This window comes from Pseudomonas sp. GW821-FHT09H03, assembly GCF_059415945.1.
In genome coordinates, this window is record NZ_JBWKOF010000006.1 from 23,367 (window position 1) to 40,041 (window position 16,675).

Consider the following 16,675-nt stretch of genomic DNA (forward strand, 5'->3'; position numbering starts at 1 on the left):
CTGCCGAACGCGGCCTGAGCCTTCGGCAGATCCTACAGAACATCAAGAACCGTCCTACACCAAACAACGCAACCTCTGATTTATCTCCCTGCACCGCCTCACTAGCGTGTTCGTCCCTGCCAATAGACCAAGGACAACCCTGCCATGAGGCGTTATCACATCACCGTCGGCGCCACCACCACGGTCGACGGCACCGTGAAAACCGGCTACCCGTACCGCGACATCAACGGCCAGCTCATGGCCCGCGAGGGCGATGACGTCTATTGCCCGGAGTGCGACAGCACCGGCACCATCGCCTGCGACGGCCCGCGCCTTTCGGATTATCTGGACGATCGCCGGGCCGCCCTGGAAGGCGACCTGTGCCACTGCAAATGCGACCCGTCGCCCCGGTTGATTGCCGTCCAGACCCTGGTGTGCCAGGAGATCGAGACGCCAAAAGTCGCCCCGCCTCAACGCACCGCCGCACCACCCGCACCACCCGCTACGCCGGCTGCACAGCACCCGCCCGCCGCCGAAGCGCGTCCTGCCAATTTCACCCCAACGCCGAGCCGACCGGTGTCGTCCTACAGCGAACTGCCCGGGCACGCCTGCGAGAACCTCTGGCGTGGTTATCAACAACGGGTGGAAAACGTCGTGGCACCGGGCGGCAAGCTGATTACCGATCCCAAGGCGCGCAACAAGGCGATCAATGCCGCCTACGCCCAGCTTTGGCGACACGATCAACGTTTCCAGTGGGCGGGCCTTGCAGCCTTTGCTTCGAAACAGGTTGGCTGCGGATTGCTGCATGCGGCGGAGTCGGTCGAGAAAATGCAGGCTGAATCAGAGGCTATGCAGCAGTTGCGGGACAGCTCCCGAAAAGGGCTGGCCGGTTTGATCAGCCCCAGTGAACGCGAAAAGCGCGCAGCAATAAGAGAGTTCGAACAGCGCCAACGGGACTACGAACAGGCCAACCGTGACAACCCGGTGTGGGGGTTTACCCATTGGGGTGTCGACAGTGCGTTGCCCTTGGCGCAACGGCTGTACCAGTTCACCTACGAGATGCTGGCGTTGGGCAATACAACGCTGTTTCTTGATGTGTACCCATTGCATGTTTTTTATGCAGAGCGTGGTATGGAAGCATTAGTGACTTGTCTGCCTTCACGCAAAAATATTTATGGGAATACGCAGTATCCAGTGCTATGGCCGGTCGAACAGGAGACGCTCAAGTTCGGTGTGGACCATGAGGAAATCCTGAGCGCATTTCAGGCCATCGAGTCTGGAAACATTAATGAAAGCGTTAAATTTCTTGCAACTCACGAGCAGGTCAATATTCTGCAACCAGCCATGTACAAGCATATCGGCCTTCAATGGTTGTTGTGGGGTAATCATGCTTCCTACGTCACCGATTTTCCCTCCGGTGTCGCTCAAGCCATTGAACTGACTTTAGCCAGTCAATGTCGACCAGTAGATGACAAGCGGACAGTTGGCTTTAGCAAGAGCGCATTTGCCGACCTTTCCGATATCAGACAGCGCATGCCTTTCGTGCTCAGGGCTGCGGAGCAGTTTGACCAACTGTTGCAGAGCGGCCAACGCGATCAGATTGAACGATCGATTCGGGATATCGCTTTGGGCGGCGGAGTCAGATGAACTTGCGTTCCGTTGGATTGCGCCGTCGCACACTGACGTTAGCCGTAGCGATTCTCTTGACGCTGGCGGCGATACGGGCACTTTCGGATGATCCGGAAATCGCTTTGGTCATTGGAGAGCCGTACGAAGCTATGCGTCAACGCTCCACTGCATCAATCGCACCCACCATTGCGGGGGAGGTATCGTTCAACATCCCAACGTCAGATGCCCGGCTACGTTTCGTAGATCCTCAATACGGTTTTGTGACTCCATTAGCCCGTTTCTTCGCTGTCATTTATCGAAATGAGCATATCAACAGTGTCCGCATGTCCCCACAAACCGAGCCGTTACTACTCGACGATACGCTCAAGATAGTTCTGGATTTGCAGGAGCAATGGCGCAAAGGCGGTTGGACGCCAAATCGGGTCAAGGACTTTCCTTCATTCGCCGACTCTCCTGAATGGCGGGATCGGTTGAAGGATGTAAACAGAGGCGGGACCGCCTACTGGCTTGCGGGTGAGAAGTACCAAACGATGTTGGTGGTGAGCCGATTCAGAGACGAGAAGCGCCCAACCGAAGAACGTTACTTGATAACACTGGGAATCAGCAAGTCCAGAGGTCCTCGATGAGTCAAATGGCGCCCCTCGCCTGGCGACGCTGCGGGTTAGCACTAGCAATCGCCACACTGGTTGCATACGTGGGAATTGAGGCGAAATCTGAAAAAGAAATTGCGCTTATGATTGGCGAACCTTGGGAGGATATGCGTCAGCGCTCCAGCGCAAGTATTGGCTCAGCTATAGCTGATCGCTCATGGTTCAGAATTCCAGAATCCGACGCGCGCCTGCGCTTTATTGATCCTCAGTACGGTTTTGTAACCCCACTTGCCCGTTTTCTGACGGTGATGTTCGATGATGAACGGATCCATGGTGTCCGTATGTCCCCACAAATCGAGCCACTACTGCTCGATGAGACCCTCAAGGTCGTGCTGGATCTGCAGGAGCAATTGCGCTCAGCCGGCTGGACTCCGATCCGGGTTGAGGAAGACCCACCATTCGCCGATACGCCGCAATGGCGGTCCCAATTGCGCGACGTGAACAAGGGCGGCACCTCCTATTGGCATGCCGGTAACCGCTATCAAGTGATGCTGGTAGTCGGCCGTTTCAAGGATAAAAAGCGTCCCACAGAAGAACGCTACCTGATCACGCTGTCACTGGCCACGCCTTGGACCAATCCTTGACTTGGCCCGCTGACGATAGACGCATCGGTACCAGAGTTGCGATGCTCAACTGTAAATCAGCCTGCACCGACGTCACGATAGCGCCGAAAATCTTTTCAGCACGCAGAAAAGCAAATGCCCCGACACGTCGGGGCATTTGCTTTTTCCGTAACAGGACGGGTTTTCACACAGCCTGTAACGGCATTTTTCTACATCGACTCAATGCTGCAAAGCCGGCTTCTGCGCCCCATTGATCGGAATGCGCTTGGCCTTCGCCTCTTCCGGAATCACCCGCAGCAGGTCGATGCTCAGCAGACCGTTGCTCAAACCGGCAGCCTTGATTTCGATGTGGTCCGCCAGACGGAAGGACAGTTTGAATGCACGCTGGGCGATGCCCTGGTGCAGGAAGGTCACGTCTTCGTTGGCGTCGCGCTTGCCACCACTGATGGTCAACACGCCCTTCTCGACTTGCAGCTCCAGGTCTTCTTCCTGGAAGCCGGCCGCCGCTACGACGATGCGGTATTGGTCGTCGCCGTGTTTTTCCACGTTGTAAGGCGGGTAGGTGCTGCCTGGTTCATTGCGCAGGGCGGTTTCGAACAGGTCGTTGAAACGGTCGAAACCAACCGAGGAACGGAACAGTGGTGCCAGGGAAAATGCAGTAGTCATGAATCAAATCTCCTGAAAACAATCAGCAAGGTTTTTTGTCTCCGCGACCCGAATTCGGCATCGCGTAACCCTTAGATAGGGACCGCTGATTGCATTTCAAGAGTTTTTTTGCAGATTTTTTTCAGGCTGCTTCAGCGACCGCCAGACCCAATAAACGTGAGACCTGATCGAGTTCAGTCTCGCGACGCAGGAGGGAAAACAGCTCCACCGCCTCAGGGTAATTGCGGGTGAGCATGGCCAGCCACTGCTTCAGGCGACCCGGCGATTGCCGAGCGGTCATCTGCGCCTTGGCTTGCAGCCAGAAATCCTGGATCAGCGGCAGCAGCTCGGCCCAGGTCATCTCGACCACTTCTTCGCCGGCCCGTGCCGCGGCGATTTGCCGGGCCAGGTCGGGACGAGAAACCAGGCCGCGACCGAGCATGATGTCCTCCACGCCACTGATCTCGCGGCAACGGCGCCAGTCATCGACGCTCCAGATGTCACCGTTGGCGAACACCGGCACCTTGACCACATCCTGCACCCGCGGAATCCATTCCCAGTGGGCCGGCGGCTTGTAGCCGTCCACCTTGGTCCGCGCATGCACTACGATGTGCTCCGCCCCGCCCTCGGCCAAAGCCGTGGCGCACACCAGCGAACCGTCCGGGCTGTCGAAACCCAGGCGCATCTTGGCGGTGACCGGAATGTGCGCAGGCACGGCGCGACGGACGTGCTCGACGATCTGGTTCAGAAGTTCCGGCTCTTTGAGCAGTACTGCGCCACCACGGGATTTGTTCACGGTCTTGGCCGGACAGCCGAAGTTCAGGTCAATCACCTCGGAACCCAGCTCGCAGGCTAGCGCGGCGTTTTCCGCCAGGCACACAGGATCCGAACCCAATAGCTGCACGCGCAGCGGCACGCCGGACGCGGTGCGGGCGCCGTTGAGCAGTTCGGGGCCGAACTTGTGGAAATAGGCCGGCGTAAGCAACTGATCGTTGACCCGGATGAACTCGGTCACACACCAGTCAATGCCGCCCACCCGGGTCAGCACGTCGCGCAGGATGTCGTCGACCAACCCCTCCATGGGCGCCAAAGCAATTTGCATGAAAAACACACTCAACGAAAAACGTGCGGCAGTTTACTGGATTACGCGAAAAATCTGCAGAACATCGCAGATTCATCAATGTGGGAGCGGGCTTGCTCGCGAAGGCGGTGTGTCATTGAGCAGTGATACAGGCTGACCCACCGCTTTGGCGAGCAAGCCCGCTCCCACATTAGTTACACCAACGCCTGCTGCTGAACCGCCGGGCCGTAGCCTTCAATGAACTCAGCCGGCATACGCTTGGGCTTGCCGCTGGACAGCTCGATGCAGACGAAAGTGGTCTGCGCACGCAGCAACGTCGAATTGTCGCTGGGGCGAATCAACTGGAAGTGCCGGGTCATTTTCAGGCGCTGATCCCAATCGACGATCCAGGTCGCCAACTGCAACTCATCGCCTTCATAGGCGGCCGCCAGGTAATCGATCTCGTGCCGCACCACTGCCATCGCCCGATCCAGGCGCCGATATTCGACCAGATCCAGGCCCAGACGCTGAGAGTGACGCCAGGCGCAGCGTTCGAGCCAGGTCACGTACACCGCGTTGTTTGCGTGGCCAAGCCCGTCGATGTCCTCGGCGCCCACCTGCAGATCAATGACAAATGGTGTTTCCCGATCCCAGCCCATGCCCCACTCCCGGTCAGATAATTTCCACCGGCGCAGTGTAACGGATGCTCAGGCCGATTGGCGTGATTGCAGGCTGCGGCCGGCCAGCAGTGATAACACGCCATCAATTACCCGAGGGTCGGCCAGTACGCGCTGATGACCACCCTCTTGCAGGCGCAGTAAACGGCTGTCGAACCAGGCTTCGTGGATTAGTTGCGACTCCTTGACCGGTACAAGGCAGTCATCTTCGGCATGGACGATCAGGCCGGGCATGTCGAGTTGATAGTGCGCGACATCCAGCATCGCAGCGCGCATGCCGACGTCTTGCTCGACCTGGCGAATAAACGCCGAACGGGCCTTGGGCGGCAGCCGCACGTAGCGTGCAAAGCCGCGCAATACGCCAAGGATGCGTGCCGGGGCGGCAATGGTCACCAGGGTTTCGGTACGCAAGCCCAACTGCACCGCGAGCATTGCACTGGCACCACCCATGGAATGGCCGATGACCGCTTGCAGCGGTGGCAATTCGGCGGCGGCCTCGAGCATGGCGCGGGCGAACAGCATGACATTGGCTTCACTACCGGGTGAACGACCGTGTGCGGGGCCGTCCAGGGCCACCACCGAGTAACCGGCATCGACCAGCGCCGTGATCAGGCTGGCGAACTGGGTTGGCCGCCCTTCCCAGCCATGCATCAGCAGTACTGCCGGGCCTTGCCCCCAGCGCAACACCGAGAGGCCGAAACGCAAGGTGATGCGCTCGGACTTCGCCAGCAGCGGCAGCTCCCAGTCCCGGGGTGGCAGGTCCCGCGGGGTCATGAAGGCCAGGCGCATTTTTCTTGCAACCAGCTTCGGTGCGAACCAGCCCAAGGTGCCATTAACGCCACGAACCCACTTCAACGTGCTCATCGCATTCTCCCCAGGCCGCAGCCTTCAGGTCAACGCACAGCCGACTTGGCGGCGCGCAGTAAACGATCGGACAACTCACCCGGCCCCAGCGCGCGCGCCAGGGACAGGCCGCCGACCATCAAGGCCATATCGGCCAGAGCTTTGTCGGTTTCTTCGGGGCTGGCCGCCAACTGCGCGATCATCAGCTCCAGGTGTTCATTCAGGGCCGCCCGAAATTCGTCCGGCAGGCGCCCCAGTTCGCCGACCGAAGCCGGGATCGGGCACGCCGATTCGGAGGAGTCACGGTGCTTGCGTGACAGGTAGAACGCAGCCACCAGTGCCCGGCGCTCTTCGCCGGTCAATTGGGCGTCCATGTCGGCAATCAGGTCGCGACGGTGACCGAGCAGCTGCTTGAACGCTTCCAGCATCATCGCGTCCTTGCTTTCGAAGTGCGCGTAGAAGCCGCCGACCGTCAGGCCCGCCGCGCCCATCACTTCACCCACGCTTGGCTCAGCCGGCCCACGCTGGATTAGCGCCGAGCTGGCCGCCTTGAGGATACGTTCGCGGGTTTGAGCTTTTTTATCGTTCATCGATGCCTCCGAATATTACGACTAGAATATTATTCTCATAATAATTTTCTGCAAGCCGTAGATGTGACCGCTGGTCTGAAGAACAGTTTGATAAGAAATGGGGGATTTGGCCAAACGCCAGACAAACAAAAGGGCCATTCAATAATTGAATGACCCTTATAAAATCCCGCAGAGCGGGTAATCGTGGCGTCCCCTAGGGGACTCGAACCCCTGTTACCGCCGTGAAAGGGCGGTGTCCTAGGCCACTAGACGAAGGGGACACAAACCCTTCTATACAACTGATCAGTGCTGAGAGCTGATCGATTCAAGGCCGGTGTGGCCAGACCTTGAACTTGTAAAATTGGTGGAGCTAAGCGGGATCGAACCGCTGACCTCCTGCATGCCATGCAGGCGCTCTCCCAGCTGAGCTATAGCCCCGGATTTTTCGCCTCGCGGCGGAGTGACATCTTGCAACATCACTTCTGTAAAACTGGCGTCCCCTAGGGGACTCGAACCCCTGTTACCGCCGTGAAAGGGCGGTGTCCTAGGCCACTAGACGAAGGGGACGCAAACCCTTCTATACAACTGATCAACGCTTAGTGTTGATCGCTTCAAGGCCGGTGTGGCCAGACCTTGAAGTGTAAATTGGTGGAGCTAGACGGGATCGAACCGTCGACCTCTTGCATGCCATGCAAGCGCTCTCCCAGCTGAGCTATAGCCCCTCATCGTTGATGTCATCGCTGAGGACGGGGCGAATCTTAAGGGCGTATCGAAGGCCTGTCAAACTTATTTTGCAAAAAATTTAAAATTTTTTGCCGACATAACAATCACTTACCGCCCTCCCCCCGAAAATTCGGGGGTCTGAGGGCCACCGCGCGCACCACGACGGGGGCACACAATGGCCATCAGCCCTTCACCAAGCGTGTCAGGCAATAGCACCCAACAGCTTTTCCCACTCTTTGTTTTCTTTCTTCGAAACACCGCCCAGCAGGTCGAGCGCCTGACGCAAGCGGAAACGGGTCAGGTCCGGACCGAGGATCTCCATCGCGTCCAGCACCGATACCGAGCTGGCCTGCCCCGTGATCGCGGCGAACATCAGCGGCATGGCATCACGCAGCTTCAGCTCCAGGGATTCGACCACCGCCTGGATGGTTGCGGTAATGCTGTCCTTCTCCCACTGGCGCAGGCTTTCCAGCTTCCACAGGATCAACTGCATCAACTGACGGACCTGATCGCCCGAGAGCTTCTTCGACTCGAACAGCTTCGCATCCGGATGCACGCCACCGGCAAAAAAGAACCCCGCCAGCGGTGCAACCTGGCTGAAGGTTTCAACCCGGCCTTGCACGTGCGGCGCGATCTTCATCATGTACTCGGAGTTGAGCGCCCACTTCTGCACACGCGCGGCGAATTCTTCCACCGGCAGGTCACGCAGCCATTGGCCATTGAGCCACGACAGCTTTTCGATGTCGAAAATCGGCCCGCCGAGGGACACGCGCTTGAGGTCGAAGTTGTCGACCATTTCCTGCAGGGAGAACTTTTCGCGCTCGTCCGGCATCGACCAGCCCATGCGCCCCAGGTAGTTGAGCATCGCTTCCGGCATGAAGCCCATGCGCTCGTAGAAGGTCACCGAGGTCGGGTTCTTGCGCTTGGACAGCTTGCTCTTGTCCGGGTTACGCAGCAGCGGCATGTAGCATAGCTCCGGTTGTTCCCAGCCGAAGTACTCGTAAAGCAGGATCAATTTAGGCGCCGACGGCAGCCATTCCTCGCCACGCAACACGTGAGTGATGCCCATCAGGTGGTCATCGACCACGTTGGCCAGGAAGTAGGTCGGCAGGCCGTCGGTCTTCATCAGGACCTGCATGTCCATGCGATCCCACGGGATTTCAACGTCGCCACGCAACATGTCCGGCACCACGCAGACACCTTCGCTCGGCACTTTCATGCGGATCACGTGGGGCTCGCCGGCCGCCAGGCGACGGGCCACTTCCTCCTTGGACAACAGCAGCGCGCGGCCGTCGTATCGCGGAGTTTCGCCGCGTGCCTGCTGCTCGGCACGCATCTGGTCCAGCTCTTCAGCGGTGCAGAAGCACGGGAAAGCGTGGCCCATGTCGACCAGTTGCTGGCAGTACTTCTGGTAGATATCGCCGCGTTCGCTCTGGCGATAGGGACCGTGCGGGCCACCCACATCCGGGCCTTCGCTCCAGTCGATGCCCAGCCAGCGCAAGGCGTCGAAAATCTGCTGCTCGGACTCGCGAGTCGAACGCACTTGGTCGGTGTCTTCGATCCGCAGGATGAACTCACCGCCATGCTGCTTGGCAAAGCAGTAGTTGAACAATGCGATGTAAGCGGTACCTACGTGGGGATCCCCGGTAGGCGATGGCGCGATGCGAGTGCGGACGGTGGTCATGGCATGTCTCAAAAAGAATAAAAGCGAATATCCAACAAGAGGCGAATGGTAACAGGCGACACCCGCCCGGCTCCAGTGAACAGGGCATTTAAGCCAAGGTTGCGGGTGTTACATGCGTATTACGCAGTGAATGAGCAAATATCAGCCACCGGCATTTACCGCTGATCGGCTGTATGCCAGATTGGCCTGCTGATATATTCCCTTACATTTTAATGACTACAGTTTGCCCCATGCCTGCCCAACTCAAGCGTCGCCTGTACACCTTCCTCCTGATTGTCCTGCTGATTGCCGGCGGTCTGTTCGCCCACTGGTTCTTGAAGGGGCGCTTTTACGAAAGCACCGACAACGCCTATGTCCAGGGCGAAATCACCCGCGTATCGAGCCAGTTGTCCGCCCGCATCGACCAGGTGCTGGTGCACGACAACCAGCACGTCGAGAAAGGCCAGTTGTTGATCAAACTCGAAGGCGATGACTTCCGTCTCGCCGTCGATCGCGCCAACGCGGCCCTCGCCACCCGTCAGGCCGAGCGCCTGCAAGCCCAGAGCAAACTGACCCAACAGGCCAGCCTGATTGCCGCCAGCGAAGCACAGGTCGCCTCCAGCCAGGCGAGCCTGGGCCGTTCGCAGATCGATCTGATTCGCGCCGAGACCCTGCGCAAACCCGGTTACGTCTCCGAAGAGCGGGTGACCACCCTCTCCGCCGACAACCACATCGCCCGCTCGCAAGTGGCCAAGGCCCAGGCCGATGCGCAGAGTCAGCGCCAGCAGATCAACGCTTTAAGCGCCGAAATTAAACGCCTCGATGCGCAGATCGCCAACGCCAGTACCGATCTGGCCCAGGCCGAACTGAACCTGACCCGCAGTGAAATCCACGCGCCTATCAGCGGCCTGATCGGCCAGCGCGCCGCGCGCAACGGTCAAGTGGTGCAAGCCGGCGCCTACCTGATGTCGATCGTCCCGGATGAAGACATCTGGATTCAGGCCAACTTCAAGGAAACCCAGATCGGGCACATGCAGCCCGGGCAGAAGGCCGAACTGACCTTCGATGCCTACAGCGACACGCCAATCGAGGCGCGGGTCGACAGCCTGTTCGCCGCCTCGGGCGCGCAGTTCAGCCTGTTACCGCCGGACAATGCCACCGGCAACTTCACCAAGGTCGTACAACGGATCCCGGTCAAACTGACCTTCGCCGCGGACAACCCGCTGCGCGGCAAGATTCGTCCGGGCATGTCGGTCACCGCTACTGTGAATATCAAAGACGCCCCAGAAGATGGCCGGTGATCAACTGATCCGCCCGGTCGGCGAACCGACCCGGCGGGACTGGATCGCGGTGATGAGCGTGATGCTCGGCGCCTTCATGGCGGTGCTGGACATCCAGATCACCAACTCATCGCTCAAGGATATCCAGGGTGCACTGTCGGCCACCCTGGAAGAAGGTTCGTGGATTTCCACCTCGTACCTGGTGGCGGAAATCATCATGATCCCGCTCACCGCCTGGCTGGTCCAGCTGCTGTCGGCCCGCCGCCTGGCGGTATGGGTGTCCCTCGGGTTTCTGGTCGCCTCGCTGCTGTGTTCCATGGCCTGGAGCCTGGAGAGCATGATCGTGTTCCGCGCCTTGCAGGGTTTTACCGGCGGCGCGCTGATCCCGCTGGCCTTCACCCTGACCCTGATCAAACTGCCGGAACACCACCGGGCCAAGGGCATGGCGATGTTCGCCATGACTGCGACCTTCGCCCCTTCCATCGGCCCGACGCTCGGCGGCTGGCTGACGGAAAACTGGGGCTGGGAATACATCTTCTACATCAACATTCCGCCCGGACTGATCATGATCGCCGGCCTGATGTATGGCCTGGAGAAGAAAGAAGCCCACTGGGAACTGCTCAAAAGCACCGATTACGCCGGCATCGTCACCCTCGGCGTCGGGCTCGGCTGCCTGCAGGTGTTCCTGGAAGAAGGCCACCGCAAGGACTGGCTGGAATCGAATCTGATCGTGGCGCTGGGCAGCATTGCGCTGATCAGCCTGATTACCTTTGTGATCGTGCAGTTTTCCAGACCCAACCCGCTGATCAACCTCGGCATCCTCGGCAATCGCAACTTCGGTTTATCGAGCATCTCCAGTATCGGCATGGGGGTCGGCTTGTACGGTTCGATCTATCTGCTGCCACTGTACCTGGCGCAGATCCAGAACTACAACGCCCTGCAGATCGGCGAAGTGATCATGTGGATGGGTGTACCGCAGCTGTTTCTGATTCCGCTGGTGCCCAAGCTGATGAAGATCATTTCACCGAAATGGCTGTGCACCCTGGGTTTCGGGCTGTTCGGCATGGCGAGCTTCTACTCCGGGGTGCTGAACCCGGACTTCGCCGGACCGCAGTTCAATCAGATCCAGCTCCTGCGCGCACTCGGCCAGCCGCTGATCATGGTCACCATCTCGTTGATCGCCACGGCGTACATCCTGCCTCAGGATGCGGGTTCGGCATCGAGTCTGTTCAACATTCTGCGCAATCTTGGCGGCGCCATCGGCATCGCCCTCCTCGCCACGTTGCTGGATGCGCGCACCAAGACCTACTTTGATTATTTGCGCGAGTCCATCGTGCCGAGCAATCCGCAGGTGGCCGAGCGGATAGCGTCGTTGGCGGACCGGTTGGGCAGTGAAACGGCGGCGCTGGGCAAGCTCAGCGAGATCGCCCATCAGCAGGCAGCAATCATGGCCTACAACGATGCGTTTCATTTTCTCGGGATAGCGCTGGGGATCAGCATGCTGGCGGTGTTGCTGACCAGGAAGTTGCCGGTCGGTATCAAGGTTGGTGAGGCGCACTGACCAACTGCTGCACTGAGACTACTGATCCCATCGCGAGCAGGCTCGCTCCCACATTGGGCCGCGTCCGTCGAGACGACCCAATCAACTGTGGGAGCGAGCCTACTCGCGATGAGGCCAGTTCAGACGCTACCAATCAAACGGCAATCAGCCGCTCACGCAACTTGGCAATCTCGTCGCGCATCTGCGCCGCCGCTTCGAATTCCAGGTCGCGTGCCAGTTGGTACATCTTCTCTTCCAGCGCCTTGATGCGCTTGGCGATCTCGCCCGGTGAACGCAGTTCGGCTTCGTAACGGGCGTTTTCCTCGGCGGCCTTGGCCATGCCTTTGCGCTTCTTGCTGCGCGAGCCCGGCACGGTGGCGCCTTCCATGATGTCGGCCACGTCCTTGAATACACCTTTGGGCGTGATGCCGTTGGCCAGGTTGAACGCGATCTGCTTGTCGCGACGGCGCTCGGTTTCGCCGATCGCGCGCTCCATGGAACCGGTGATGCGGTCCGCATACAGAATCGCCCGGCCGTTGAGGTTGCGGGCCGCCCGGCCGATGGTCTGGATCAACGAGCGCTCGGAACGCAGGAAGCCTTCCTTGTCGGCATCGAGGATCGCCACCAGAGACACTTCCGGCATGTCCAGGCCTTCACGCAGCAGGTTGATCCCCACCAGCACATCGAAGGTACCGAGGCGCAAATCGCGGATGATTTCTACACGTTCCACAGTGTCGATATCCGAGTGCAGGTAGCGCACCCGCACGCCGTGGTCGGCCAGGTAGTCGGTCAAGTCCTCGGCCATGCGCTTGGTCAGCGTAGTGACCAGTACTCGCTCTTCCAGAGCGACGCGCTTGGTGATTTCCGACAGCAAGTCGTCGACCTGGGTCAGTGCCGGGCGGATTTCGATTTGCGGGTCCACCAGCCCGGTCGGACGCACCACCATGTCAATGACGCGCCCGGCGTGTTCGGCTTCGTAGTTGCCCGGCGTCGCCGAGACAAAAATCGTCTGCGGGCTGATGCTTTCCCACTCGTCGAACCGCATCGGCCGGTTGTCCAGCGCCGACGGCAGGCGGAAGCCATATTCCACCAGCGTTTCTTTACGGGAGCGGTCGCCTTTGTACATCGCGCCGACCTGCGGCACGCTGACGTGGGACTCGTCGATCACCAGCAAGGCGTCAGCCGGCAAATAGTCGAAGAGCGTCGGCGGCGGCGCACCGGCTTCGCGGCCGGACAGGTAGCGCGAGTAGTTTTCGATGCCGTTGCAGTAACCCAGCTCAAGGATCATCTCCAGGTCGAAACGGGTGCGCTGCTCCAGGCGTTGGGCCTCCACCAGTTTGTTGTTGGAACGCAAGTATTCCAGGCGCTCCTGCAACTCGACCTTGATCCCCTCGACGGCGCCCATCAGGGTTTCCCGGGGCGTCACGTAGTGGCTTTTCGGGTAGAAGGTAAAGCGCGGTAATTTGCGGATGACTTCGCCGGTCAGCGGATCGAACGCCGACAGGCTCTCCACTTCATCGTCGAACAGTTCGATGCGGATCGCTTCGAAATCCGATTCCGCCGGGTGGATATCAATCACATCGCCACGCACGCGGAAAGTCGCACGGGCGAAATCCATGTCGTTGCGGGTGTATTGCAGGTCGGCGAGACGGCGCAGCAATTCACGCTGATCGAGTTTGTCGCCGCGATCCACGTGCAGCACCATCTTCAGATAGGTTTCCGGGCTGCCCAGGCCGTAGATGCACGACACCGTGGTGACGATGATCGCGTCCTTGCGCTCCAGCAGCGCCTTGGTCGCCGACAACCGCATCTGCTCGATGTGATCGTTGATCGAGGCGTCCTTCTCGATGAAGGTGTCCGAGGACGGCACATAGGCTTCGGGCTGGTAGTAGTCGTAGTAGGAGACGAAGTATTCCACCGCATTGTTCGGGAAGAACGCCTTGAACTCACCGTACAGCTGCGCCGCCAGGGTCTTGTTCGGCGCCAGCACCAGGGTCGGGCGCTGCACCTGGGCGATCACGTTGGCGATACTGAAGGTCTTGCCCGACCCGGTCACCCCAAGCAGCGTCTGGTGCGACAGCCCGGCATCGATCCCCTCGACCATCAGGCGGATGGCCTCCGGTTGATCGCCGGCGGGCTCGAAACGGGTGACAAGCTGGAATTCAGACATGAAGTACCTCTGGATCACTCTTGCCGGTGACGCCGACACGAACGAGAAAGACCGCAAACGACCGCTGTCGCCCGAGGAAAAAACTGGATTGCGCTCAATGTGGAGCCGATTGCCGGCGCTTTCAAGGCAAACGTCTTACATCCCGTGAAGCCTTGGCCTCGACCAAGCGACTGGCGGTCGAAAAATAATGGAAAAAACATACCGGAAAACCTGATTCGCCTGTCGCCATTGAACACTGATGGCCTCTATACTAGCTCCCCGTTTGTGCACCGCTCTAGTGCATTCGGCTGGAGCGCGACACGTCCCTCCACTCTCCATTCAGAGCCGCCGCAATAATGAGCCTGTTCTCCGCTGTCGAAATGGCACCACGCGATCCAATCCTGGGCCTCAACGAAGCATTCAACGCCGATACCCGTACCAACAAGGTCAATCTGGGAGTCGGTGTTTATTGCAACGAGGAGGGGAAAATTCCACTCCTGCGCGCCGTTGTCGAAGCCGAAACGATTCGCGTCGCTCAACACGCTTCCCGCGGCTACCTGCCCATCGACGGTATTGCCGCCTATGACCAGGCCGTGCAAAAACTGCTGTTCGGCAATGATTCGCCGCTGATCGCAGCAGGCCGTGTGATCACCACCCAAGCCGTTGGTGGCACTGGCGCGCTGAAAATCGGTGCCGACTTCCTCAAGCAGCTGCTGCCGAACGCCGTCGTGGCAATCAGCGACCCAAGCTGGGAAAACCACCGCGCACTGTTCGAAACCGCCGGCTTCCCGGTGCAGAACTACCGCTACTACGACGCCGCGACCCACGACGTGAACCGTGCCGGCCTGCTGGAAGACCTGAACGCATTGCCAAACGGCTCGATCGTTGTGCTGCACGCTTGCTGCCACAACCCGACCGGCGTGGACTTGAGCCCGGCGGACTGGAACAACGTGCTGGACGTGGTTAAAGCCAAAGGTCACGTGCCGTTCCTCGACATGGCCTACCAGGGCTTTGGCGATGGCATCGACGAAGACGCCGCCGCTGTACGCCTGTTCGCTGAATCGGGCCTGACCTTCTTCGTCTCCAGCTCGTTCTCCAAGTCGTTCTCGTTGTACGGCGAGCGCGTTGGCGCCCTGTCGATCGTCAGCGAATCGAAAGAAGAAAGCGCGCGCGTGCTGTCGCAAGTCAAGCGCGTGATCCGCACCAACTACTCCAACCCGCCGACCCACGGTGCAAGCATCGTCGCCGCTGTGTTGAACAGCCCGCAACTGCGCGCCCAGTGGGAAGCCGAACTGGCCGAAATGCGCCTGCGCATTCGCGGCATGCGCACGCAGATGGTCGATCTGCTGGCGCAAAATGCTCCGCAGCGCGACTTCAGCTTCGTGGGTCGCCAGCGCGGCATGTTCTCCTACTCCGGCCTGACGGTTGAGCAAGTGACCCGGCTGCGCAGTGAGTTCGGCATCTACGCCCTGGACACCGGCCGCATCTGCGTGGCCGCGCTGAACCAGAGCAACATCAAGGTTGTGACGGATGCGATTGTTCAGGTGATCTGATTTCGCCCTGAAACGAAAAACGGGAAGCGAAGGTGCTTCCCGTTTTTATTTGGCTCAGATAATTCTCAATGGCGAGCCCGAGAACTCTAAACTGCACCTATCGAATGTGTCAGAGAACCCTGTGGCGAGGGGGCTTGGCCCCGTTTGAGTGCGCAGCACTCACAATATCTTTGGTGCTAACAGATATTTGGGGGGGCTGCTTCGCAGCCCAACGGGGGCAAGCCCCCTCGCCACAGGCAAGCCCCCTCGCCACAGGCAAGTCCCCTCGCCACAGGGCTCTCTCCCACAGATTTTTATACACCGAGATATTTCACGAGAACCCACATGAAAAACGATGACCTGCGCGCTGACCGCGATGACCTGGATGATCTGGACCATTTCGTCCCTCGCACCCCGGCCAGACGCGGCAACAATCTGGTGATACAAGTAGCCACCGGGGTGTTCCTCGGTGGCCTGGCCCTGTGGCTGGTGCAACTGGGCGCTACGATGCTGTATGCCAAACTGATGGTCGGCACCCTCACCTTCGGCGGTTAGGCCAACTCGGTGGCACGCTGACTGGCGGCATCGTCATAGGCGACATAGAGCGATTCGGCGATCTGACTCTTGATCGCCTTGGTGCTTTCCAGCCCCAGGACAAAACCTTCGGCCTTGCCACCGGCGCGATTCAATTCCTCAGCCGAGCCGGCCTGGGTGATTGCGTCGAACAATTTCTCGGCGTGAGGGCCGACGCCTTTGGGCAGGCTGATCTGAGCGATGCTCATAAGCACACCTCGTTGTGTTGAGGCGTGAGAACGGATTGATTCATGGCGCGTACCTTTTCGGCGAATGGCCGGCAGCGCGTGTCACCACTTCCGGGCGGTCATGGTAGACCCCTGAGCCGATTCTGGTAACCGCCATCGCTGCAAATCCACCGTCCGTCCCGACGAATCCGTCAATTTGCTATCCGATGCTTGACTTCTCTTTTTGAATCAGTAACATAGGCGCCATTCCGCGATAGCTCAGTTGGTAGAGCAAGTGACTGTTAATCACTGGGTCCCTGGTTCGAGTCCAGGTCGTGGAGCCAGACACAGTTCAGAGATGATTCTCTGAAATAAAAAAACCCGCCTTCTGGCGGGTTTTTTCGTTTCAGGCGTACCGCCTGGCTCCTGCCAA

16 protein-coding genes and 5 tRNA genes are annotated in these 16,675 nt (G+C 59.3%); 9 read left to right on the forward strand and 12 right to left on the reverse strand.

The window, feature by feature from the left end:
• The first annotated feature begins 144 nt into the window (after nt 1-144).
• Genes AC07OG_RS09980 through AC07OG_RS09990 form a run of 3 tightly spaced genes read left to right on the forward strand, consistent with a single transcriptional unit; the run spans nt 145 to nt 2,842 of the window.
• The gene (locus tag AC07OG_RS09980) at nt 145-1,626 is read left to right on the forward strand and encodes a PAAR domain-containing protein (protein ID WP_495066929.1); all 1,482 of its coding nucleotides are present in this window, start codon (nt 145-147) and stop codon (nt 1,624-1,626) included.
• Nucleotides 1,623-2,234 (forward strand): hypothetical protein, encoded by a 612-nt coding sequence (locus AC07OG_RS09985; protein ID WP_218424434.1) that lies wholly within the window; start codon nt 1,623-1,625, stop codon nt 2,232-2,234. Before AC07OG_RS09980 ends, AC07OG_RS09985 begins: the two co-directional genes overlap by 4 nt.
• Nucleotides 2,231-2,842 (forward strand): hypothetical protein, encoded by a 612-nt coding sequence (locus AC07OG_RS09990; protein WP_495066930.1) that lies wholly within the window; start codon nt 2,231-2,233, stop codon nt 2,840-2,842. Before AC07OG_RS09985 ends, AC07OG_RS09990 begins: the two co-directional genes overlap by 4 nt.
• 198 nt (nt 2,843-3,040) lie before the next feature.
• On the opposite strand, the gene AC07OG_RS09995 is transcribed toward AC07OG_RS09990, so the two are convergent.
• The 10 genes from AC07OG_RS09995 to gltX form a co-directional block, all read right to left on the reverse strand.
• Nucleotides 3,041-3,487, reverse strand: coding sequence for an Hsp20 family protein (locus AC07OG_RS09995; protein ID WP_218424436.1), 447 nt, complete (start codon nt 3,485-3,487; stop codon nt 3,041-3,043).
• Between the two features lie 121 nt (nt 3,488-3,608).
• Nucleotides 3,609-4,568 (reverse strand): tRNA dihydrouridine synthase, encoded by a 960-nt coding sequence (locus AC07OG_RS10000; RefSeq protein ID WP_495066931.1) that lies wholly within the window; start codon nt 4,566-4,568, stop codon nt 3,609-3,611.
• Nucleotides 4,569-4,741: 173 nt separating this feature from the next.
• A complete protein-coding gene (locus AC07OG_RS10005) occupies nt 4,742-5,185 on the reverse strand; it encodes an acyl-CoA thioesterase (RefSeq protein ID WP_060540079.1) in 444 nt (147 codons plus the stop codon).
• Nucleotides 5,186-5,233: 48 nt separating this feature from the next.
• Nucleotides 5,234-6,067 (reverse strand): alpha/beta fold hydrolase, encoded by an 834-nt coding sequence (locus AC07OG_RS10010; RefSeq protein WP_060540080.1) that lies wholly within the window; start codon nt 6,065-6,067, stop codon nt 5,234-5,236.
• 29 nt (nt 6,068-6,096) lie between these two features.
• Nucleotides 6,097-6,636, reverse strand: coding sequence for a TetR/AcrR family transcriptional regulator (locus AC07OG_RS10015; RefSeq protein WP_060540081.1), 540 nt, complete (start codon nt 6,634-6,636; stop codon nt 6,097-6,099).
• A 184-nt stretch (nt 6,637-6,820) separates the two neighbouring features.
• Nucleotides 6,821-6,896: transfer RNA gene (locus AC07OG_RS10020), tRNA-Glu, on the reverse strand.
• Between the two features lie 81 nt (nt 6,897-6,977).
• A tRNA-Ala gene (locus tag AC07OG_RS10025) sits at nt 6,978-7,053 on the reverse strand.
• A gap of 53 nt (nt 7,054-7,106) precedes the next feature.
• A tRNA-Glu gene (locus AC07OG_RS10030) sits at nt 7,107-7,182 on the reverse strand.
• A gap of 79 nt (nt 7,183-7,261) precedes the next feature.
• Nucleotides 7,262-7,337: transfer RNA gene (locus AC07OG_RS10035), tRNA-Ala, on the reverse strand.
• A 203-nt stretch (nt 7,338-7,540) separates the two neighbouring features.
• Complete coding sequence (gene gltX / locus AC07OG_RS10040) at nt 7,541-9,022, reverse strand: glutamate--tRNA ligase (RefSeq protein WP_495066932.1); 1,482 nt, start codon at nt 9,020-9,022, stop codon at nt 7,541-7,543.
• Between the two features lie 230 nt (nt 9,023-9,252).
• On the opposite strand from gltX, the gene AC07OG_RS10045 reads away from it, so the two are divergent.
• Nucleotides 9,253-10,302: an HlyD family secretion protein gene (locus tag AC07OG_RS10045; protein WP_495066933.1), complete on the forward strand. Its 1,050-nt coding sequence runs from the start codon at nt 9,253-9,255 to the stop codon at nt 10,300-10,302.
• A complete protein-coding gene (locus AC07OG_RS10050) occupies nt 10,292-11,842 on the forward strand; it encodes an MDR family MFS transporter (protein ID WP_060540084.1) in 1,551 nt (516 codons plus the stop codon). Before AC07OG_RS10045 ends, AC07OG_RS10050 begins: the two co-directional genes overlap by 11 nt.
• A gap of 133 nt (nt 11,843-11,975) precedes the next feature.
• Here AC07OG_RS10050 and uvrB read toward each other — a convergent pair whose 3' ends face one another.
• Nucleotides 11,976-13,991, reverse strand: coding sequence for an excinuclease ABC subunit UvrB (gene uvrB / locus AC07OG_RS10055; protein WP_060540085.1), 2,016 nt, complete (start codon nt 13,989-13,991; stop codon nt 11,976-11,978).
• Between uvrB and AC07OG_RS10060 the strand changes: the two genes are divergently transcribed.
• The 3 genes from AC07OG_RS10060 (at nt 13,990) to AC07OG_RS10070 (ending at nt 16,057) form a co-directional block, all read left to right on the forward strand.
• Nucleotides 13,990-14,139 carry a hypothetical protein gene (locus tag AC07OG_RS10060; protein ID WP_495066934.1) on the forward strand — a complete coding sequence of 50 codons (150 nt, stop codon included), beginning with the start codon at nt 13,990-13,992 and terminating at the stop codon, nt 14,137-14,139. The genes uvrB and AC07OG_RS10060 overlap by 2 nt on opposite strands.
• A gap of 187 nt (nt 14,140-14,326) precedes the next feature.
• Complete coding sequence (locus tag AC07OG_RS10065) at nt 14,327-15,523, forward strand: amino acid aminotransferase (RefSeq protein ID WP_060540086.1); 1,197 nt, start codon at nt 14,327-14,329, stop codon at nt 15,521-15,523.
• A gap of 324 nt (nt 15,524-15,847) precedes the next feature.
• Nucleotides 15,848-16,057 carry a hypothetical protein gene (locus AC07OG_RS10070; protein ID WP_495066935.1) on the forward strand — a complete coding sequence of 70 codons (210 nt, stop codon included), beginning with the start codon at nt 15,848-15,850 and terminating at the stop codon, nt 16,055-16,057.
• Here the strand turns inward: AC07OG_RS10070 and AC07OG_RS10075 are convergent.
• A complete protein-coding gene (locus AC07OG_RS10075; RefSeq protein WP_218424439.1) occupies nt 16,054-16,284 on the reverse strand; it encodes a hypothetical protein in 231 nt (76 codons plus the stop codon). The genes AC07OG_RS10070 and AC07OG_RS10075 overlap by 4 nt on opposite strands.
• Before the next feature lie 226 nt (nt 16,285-16,510).
• Between AC07OG_RS10075 and AC07OG_RS10080 the strand changes: the two genes are divergently transcribed.
• Nucleotides 16,511-16,586: transfer RNA gene (locus AC07OG_RS10080), tRNA-Asn, on the forward strand.
• Nucleotides 16,587-16,675: the final 89 nt, after the last annotated feature.